We start from the raw sequence: 632 nt of genomic DNA, 5'->3' as shown, positions 1-632 counted from the left end.
CATTTATTCCATGGTGTATGGCTTGAATAATGGGAATAATTCGTGAAGGTTGAATGCCTCCAATCATTGATAAAGTTACATGGGGGATAAAAATGGTTCCACGCTCTATACGGTCATAGGTAAATTGATCATCTCCATTAAAAGCTGTTAAATAAAAAGAACGGTCTGTTTGATATTCCTTTCTCTCTAGATTGGCTAAAAAACCAGATAATTCATCACGGACCATTAAGAGACCACGGGGGTTTTCTTTTAATAATTCCCCAAGCTTTTCAACCGTCACATCATTGACAATAAACCGCGAGACATCATCATCATGAGCACTGTCTTTAGAGGGGGCTTCAGACAAAAGAGCACGGGCTGTTTCAAGATCTCCTTTTTTTAGCGCTTTATTGGCTTGTCTTTCTTTTTCTCTTTTGTCTAAACTTTCTAATCTCTCTTCAATTTCTTGCCTTTCTTTCTGCTTTAACCACTCTTTATACCATTCCTTTTGAAGGCGCGTGATAGGGGCTAAAGCGGCTTTCATGGCTGGTGTTTTATATGTTGACGATTGACCAATAAGAGCCCCCCAGAGATTAGGAACAATTGTCCAATCATCATGTTGTTTTGGAGCAACCCGCACGCCATTTCCAATG

1 protein-coding gene is annotated in these 632 nt (G+C 39.7%); it reads right to left on the bottom strand.

Features of this window, described 5'->3' with window-relative positions:
* On the bottom strand, positions 1 to 632 hold a 632-nt coding region (locus tag HWX04_RS08265; protein ID WP_175869635.1), incomplete at both ends, for a DUF3987 domain-containing protein.

Origin of the sequence: Bartonella gabonensis, from assembly GCF_903679515.1 — a bacterium.
GTDB lineage: Bacteria > Pseudomonadota > Alphaproteobacteria > Rhizobiales > Rhizobiaceae > Bartonella > Bartonella gabonensis.
This window is presented reverse-complemented; position numbering and strand designations above follow the sequence as displayed.